General features: G+C 65.4%; 7 protein-coding genes and 1 pseudogene. 4 read left to right on the top strand and 4 right to left on the bottom strand.

All coding sequences use genetic code 11. The features are described 5' to 3' along the window. Together IBX53_RS14350 and IBX53_RS14345 are read left to right on the top strand one after the other, a co-directional pair. The coding region (locus tag IBX53_RS14350) for a hypothetical protein (protein ID WP_290910531.1) at positions 1-244 on the top strand (244 nt) is incomplete at its 5' end. 206 nt (positions 245-450) lie between these two features. Beyond that, on the top strand, positions 451-618 hold the full coding sequence (locus IBX53_RS14345; protein WP_290910528.1) for a hypothetical protein: 168 nt from the start codon (positions 451-453) through the stop codon (positions 616-618). A gap of 364 nt (positions 619-982) precedes the next feature. Here the strand turns inward: IBX53_RS14345 and IBX53_RS14340 are convergent, their stop codons facing one another. The 4 genes from IBX53_RS14340 to IBX53_RS14325 all read right to left on the bottom strand — a co-directional run bounded on the left by IBX53_RS14340 (position 983) and on the right by IBX53_RS14325 (position 2,755). Next, positions 983-1,417 (bottom strand): phasin family protein, encoded by a 435-nt coding sequence (locus IBX53_RS14340; protein WP_290910525.1) that lies wholly within the window; start codon positions 1,415-1,417, stop codon positions 983-985. Between the two features lie 230 nt (positions 1,418-1,647). Continuing rightward, positions 1,648-2,019, bottom strand: coding sequence for a thiol-disulfide oxidoreductase DCC family protein (locus tag IBX53_RS14335; protein WP_290910522.1), 372 nt, complete (start codon positions 2,017-2,019; stop codon positions 1,648-1,650). Between the two features lie 58 nt (positions 2,020-2,077). After that, positions 2,078-2,449 carry a helix-turn-helix domain-containing protein gene (locus IBX53_RS14330; protein WP_290910519.1) on the bottom strand — a complete coding sequence of 124 codons (372 nt, stop codon included), beginning with the start codon at positions 2,447-2,449 and terminating at the stop codon, positions 2,078-2,080. A 3-nt stretch (positions 2,450-2,452) separates the two neighbouring features. Further along, positions 2,453-2,755, bottom strand: a complete 303-nt coding sequence (locus IBX53_RS14325; protein ID WP_290910517.1) for a type II toxin-antitoxin system HigB family toxin — start codon at positions 2,753-2,755, stop codon at positions 2,453-2,455. Between the two features lie 406 nt (positions 2,756-3,161). Between IBX53_RS14325 and pilB the strand changes: the two genes are divergently transcribed. Together pilB and IBX53_RS14315 are read left to right on the top strand one after the other, a co-directional pair. Continuing rightward, a complete protein-coding gene (gene pilB, locus IBX53_RS14320) occupies positions 3,162-4,952 on the top strand; it encodes a type IV-A pilus assembly ATPase PilB (RefSeq protein ID WP_290910515.1) in 1,791 nt (596 codons plus the stop codon). Between the two features lie 43 nt (positions 4,953-4,995). Then, positions 4,996-5,249: pseudogene (locus IBX53_RS14315) on the top strand (type II secretion system F family protein); the annotation flags it as partial.

Here is a 5,249-nt window from a genome sequence, read left to right as displayed (position 1 = left end):
AAACGCAACATCAGGAGAATCGGCCATGACCACCGAGCGCATCCCCACCATCTGGGACCAGCCCCTCACCAGCACCAAGCGCCAGCAGCCGGAGCGCACCCGCAACAGCGAGCGCATCCTCACCATCTGGGACCAGCCCCTCGCCCGCACCAAGCGCCAGCAGCCGGAACGCACCCGCAACGGCGAGCGCTTCCTCACCATCTGGAGCCGGCCCACTGCCCGCCTGCCCAGGGCCGATGCCTGACCGACAGCGGCGCCGGACCTTGACCCGATAGCGCGCACTGTCCGCCGCACGCAGGCAGCGGCGAAGGTTCTCGGAACCGCCGAGCCGAGAGGGCACTCGCTGACACTTTCAGGAAGTTTTTCCAAAAACGCTTGCCTACGACCTTAGTCGAAGATAGATTGTCTGGAAATACTTTCCGAAAAATGAAAATGCCAGGAGGCTCCCCCATGACGACCGAACGCGTTCCGTCCCTGCTGGACAAGCCACTGCCCAGCACCAACCGCCAGGTTCGACAGCGCAGCAGAAACGCCGCCCGGTTTCTCACGCTCTGGAACCGGCCGGCGGCCGCTGACCGCTCTACCCAGCGTCGACGCCAGAACGTCCGCCAGGCTTGATGCCAGGGAAGGCCCCAGCGCCGCGGCATCTGCCGCGGCGTTTTCGTGGGTTTTATGTCGGGCCGGGCCGGGCAATCAGGCAAGCCCCTCACGGCTCCTCGGCTTGCTGGCCGCGGCGCACGGCAATCCCCCTGAACGTCTTGAGCATCTCCCGCCTTCCCCTCCAGCTATGCCCTCTAGCCCCGCCCTCTTGCACTGTCCAGTTACTCCGCCCTGAAGGGTGAGCCGGTTTCGACGAGGAGGATCGGCCACACGACAGCAGGCCGCCGATCATGGATCGGCGGCCTGCTGGTGTGGCGCTTGGCGGCCCGTGGGCCGGGTCTGGCGCCTCTTGCCCGGGTTTGCCCGAGCCTTGCTGTCTGCCTTACTTGGCGCTGGAAGCGGCTGCCTTGACGGCCTTGGTGGCGGTCTCGGTGGCTTCCTTGGTGCCTTCCTGGACGCTGGCCTGGACCTGCTTCACGCTGCTCTCGGTCAGCTTCTGGCTTTCCTGGGCAAACTCCTGCTGCAGGGCCACGACCTTCTCGGCGTCGCCCTTCAGGCGCTCGGTCATTTCCTTGGCGACCTGCTGCTGGCCTTCCATGTAGCCCTTGAGGCCTTCGGCGTCCTTCACCGCGGCCAGGCTGCGCAGCTGCGCCACGCTGGTGTCGGTATAGGCCTTGGCGGCATCGAGCTGGGCCGTGATCAGCTTCTCGCTGAGGTCCACGGAGAGGGCGGCAAAGGCACGGGCCGGAGCGAAGAACAGCGACTCGAGCTGGGCGGTATCGAACTGCTTGGTGTCAAAGGCGAATGCGTTGGTCATGAGGGGAACCTCCCGGTTCTGAATGATCTGGAACGGGATCCCGGTATGAGCCCCGCTCTGCTGCAGTGCACAATAACAGGCCTGATGACGCAGTGCAACATCAGCGAAGGCAGGAATATTGCCCGCGCCGAGAAAAGCGAGCGGCGACGCCCATGGCGCGGCGAGGGCCCGGAACGAATGCGTCGGAAGGAATGCGCCGCAACGAATGCGCCGCAACGAATGCGCCGGGGCTACTTGCCCAACCCATCGCGTCCCATCATCCGCAGGGTGGCATTCCTGACGGCGCGCAGGCCGGGATAGAGGCCACGCGCCAGCCATCGACGGGAAAGGATCGCCGAGGAGAGGCGGTTGAAGCCCCCCACCGGGGTCGTCATCAGCGCCAGGGTGTGCACCGCCTCGCTGCCGTGATAGAGCTGATCGCCCTGCTCGACCACCATGCCCTCATCGAGGTCGATCCCCAGCGCCTCGAACCGTCGGCAGGCCTCGGGGGCCTCGCGCAGCGACACCAGGCACACCTCGCCCGCCGCCTCGCGCAGCCTCAACAGGTCGACGTAGCGCCGACAGAAGGGACAGTCACCATCGTAGTAGATCGTCGTGGTCATGGCCTGAGTCTCGGTGGAAATGGGGGTCTGTCCCCGATTAGCGCCCGATTAGCCGCGATTAGCCCTGCCGAGGCGGCCTGATCAGGCTTTCGGCGGGAATTCCGAACATCTCATGGAGTCTCCAGACCATGGCCAGTGTCAGATTGCGCTTCCCGTTGAGGATCTCATAGACGCGGTTTCTACGACCAATCGCCGGCTCCAGGTCTTTTGCCGTCAGCCCTTCCTGCTCCATGCGAAACTTGATCGCTTCGATCGGATCCGGCAGATCCACGGGAAAGTGCCTGGCCTCAAAGGCCTCCACCAGCGTCATGAGGATCTCGAAGCGATCGCCCTCCTCGGTGCCGGGCACGGGCTCATTGTCGAAGTAGGCTGACACCTCACGCAGTGCAGCCTGGTAGTCGTCCTGGGTATGAATCGGGCGAATTTCCATGACTCACTCCATCTCCACGGTGGCAGCATCCACCTTGTCGTATTCCGCGTGGGTGCCGATGAATTTGACGTAGACCGCACCGAAGCGGTAGGCGACAGACACGATCAACCGATAGTCGTTGCCCTTGATGTTGAAGACGACGCGCTTGCTGCCGACCGTGCTGGCACTTCGGTACTTGGCCTTGATGTCGTGCGCATCCTTCCAGACGGCATGCTTCACCTCATCGATCCAGGCCTCCAGAGGAGCCTTGGCACCGGGGTGTCGCTCCCAGAAATCGCGCAGATTCTTGACAGCGATAATTCTCATGGGCTCAACTTATCCCATACTGGGACCTCAGGCAAGCCGCAAGGTTCGCCACGCCTGCGAGAAGGGGCAAGGGGCAAGGGGCAAGGGGCAAGCAGGAGGCTACAAAAACACCAGCGGCCGGCATCTCTGCCGACCGCTGGTGGTACTGCTTCAGGCTAGGCTAGGTGGGAAATGGGGGTCTGTCCCCGATTACGACAAGTTCAAGCCTCCGCCGGAGCATAACAAAGTGAGGGTTTAGGGTTGGAAATGAGAGTCTGTGATTATCAGGAGCCTGTGCCCGATTAACCCCCTGACAGTACGAGATTTGCCCAGTAAAAGGTTGAAGCCGCGTGGTCCTGCGCTGGGCGGGCGGGGGTGGGGGCGGCTAGAATGGGGGCCTGATGCCGACCAACCGCAGCGAGCGCCCATGAACGACTACCGCACCCCGCCGAGCGCCCCTCCCCTGGACACGCCACTGCAGAGCACCCGCCACGATCCCACGGCGGGCCTGCGCGGCCTGGCGCGGCGCCTGGTGGCGGACGGGCGGATCAGCCACGCCGCCGCGGTGCGCGCCGAGGAAGAAGCCCGCGAGGGCGAGGTCTCGCTGCTGGAGCACGTGATCGATACCGGGCTCGTCTCCGCCCGCCAGGCCACCCTCTCGGCGGCTTGGGAGTATGGCCTGCCGATGCTGGACCTGGACGCCATCCGCCCGGAGACGCTGCCCAGGGCGGACGCCTTCCCCGAGAAAATCCTGCGCAAGCTCAAGGTGCTGCCGCTGATGCAGCGCGGCCACCGGCTCACCGTGGCGGTGCCCTACCCCTCCACGCTCGCCCTGCTCGACGAGCTGCAGTTCGCCACCGGCCTGACCCCGGAGGGGGTGCTGGCCCCGGTGGACCAGCTCGGTCCGGTGCTGGAGAGCTACCTTGCCTCCAGCGAGAAGAGCATGCTGGACGAGCTCAAGGGGGTGGACGACGCCATCGGCGAGCTGGGCTACGGCGGCGAGGAGGAGGGCAGCGGCGAGGTGGACCCCCACGCCGCGGCCAACGCCGCCAGCGAAGACGCGCCGATCATCAAGTTCGTCAACAAGATCCTGCTGGACGCCATCCACCGCGGCGCCTCGGACATCCACTTCGAGCCCTACGAGACCAGCTACCGGGTGCGCTTTCGCATCGACGGCATGCTCCACGACGTGGCCCACCCGCCCTTCGCCATGCGCACCCGCATCGCCGCACGCCTCAAGGTGATGTCGCGCCTCGATATCTCGGAGCGCCGCCTGCCCCAGGACGGCGCCATCAAGCTCCGGCTCTCCAGGACCCGCTCCATCGACTTTCGCGTCAACTCGCTGCCCACGGTGTACGGCGAGAAGGTGGTGCTGCGGATCCTCGACCCCGCCTCGGCCCAGCTCGGCATCGAGATGCTCGGCTTCACGCCGGAGCAGCGCGCCATGTACGAGACGGTGCTGGACCAGCCCCAGGGCATGATACTGGTCACCGGGCCCACCGGCAGCGGCAAGACGGTGACCCTCTATACCGGCATCAACCTGCTCAACGACATCGAGCGCAATATCTGCACCGCCGAGGATCCGGTGGAGATCAAGGTGCCCGGGGTCAACCAGGTGAACGTGCTGCCCAAGATCGGCCTGGACTTCGCCAGCGCACTGCGCGCCTTCCTGCGCCAGGACCCGGACGTGGTGATGGTGGGCGAGATCCGCGATCTGGAGACCGCCGAGATCGCGGTGAAGGCCTCCCAGACCGGCCACCTGGTGCTCTCCACGGTGCACACCAACTCCGCCGCGGAGACCCTGACCCGCCTGGCCAACATGGGCCTGGCGCCGTTCAATATCGCCAGCTCCGTGAGCCTGATCATCGCCCAGCGCCTAGCGCGCAAGCTCTGCAAGCACTGCAAGCAGCCGGCGGACCTGCCCCATGAGGCGCTGGCCGCCCAGGGCTTCTCCGAGGCGGAAATCCATCAGGCCACCTTCTTCGAGCCGGTGGGCTGCAAGCACTGCACCAAGGGCTTCAAGGGCCGGGTGGGCATCTACGAGGTGGTGCCGATCAGCCACGCCATGAGCCAGCTGATCATGAAGAACGGCAACTCCATGGAGTTCAGCGACCTGGCCCGCCAGGAGGGCCACCCGGACCTGCGCCGCAGCGGCCTGCTGAAGGCCATGCAGGGGCTGACCAGCCTGGCCGAGATCAACCGGGTAACGAAGGACTAGCGAGTTCACCGCGAACAATCACAGGGAATTGAGGGAGCACCAGATGGCCACAGCACGGAAACTGCGCCCCCAGCAGAAGACCAAGCTCTACCGCTGGAACTGGAGCGGCAAGGGCCCCGGCGGGCGCAAGGTAGGGGGCGAGATCATCGCCGCCCAGAAGGGCGAGGTGGAGCGGATCCTCTCCGGCCAGAACATCATCATCAAGAACGTGCGCCGCAAGGGCGGCTTCGGCGGCGGGATGGGCAAGATCAAGCCCCGCGACATCATGCTCTTCGCCCGCCAGATGGCCACCATGAT

The organism is Halomonas sp., from assembly GCF_014859505.1.
Lineage (GTDB): Bacteria > Pseudomonadota > Gammaproteobacteria > Pseudomonadales > Halomonadaceae > Halomonas.
This window is presented reverse-complemented; position numbering and strand designations above follow the sequence as displayed.

Coding starts and splice junctions, on each gene's coding strand:
- IBX53_RS14330 (WP_290910519.1), bottom strand. CDS start 2,449: ATGGAAATTCGCCCGATTCATACCCAGGACGACTACCAGGCTGCACTG.
- IBX53_RS14340 (WP_290910525.1), bottom strand. CDS start 1,417: ATGACCAACGCATTCGCCTTTGACACCAAGCAGTTCGATACCGCCCAG.
- IBX53_RS14335 (WP_290910522.1), bottom strand. CDS start 2,019: ATGACCACGACGATCTACTACGATGGTGACTGTCCCTTCTGTCGGCGC.
- pilB (WP_290910515.1), top strand. CDS start 3,162: ATGAACGACTACCGCACCCCGCCGAGCGCCCCTCCCCTGGACACGCCA.
- IBX53_RS14345 (WP_290910528.1), top strand. CDS start 451: ATGACGACCGAACGCGTTCCGTCCCTGCTGGACAAGCCACTGCCCAGC.
- IBX53_RS14325 (WP_290910517.1), bottom strand. CDS start 2,755: ATGAGAATTATCGCTGTCAAGAATCTGCGCGATTTCTGGGAGCGACAC.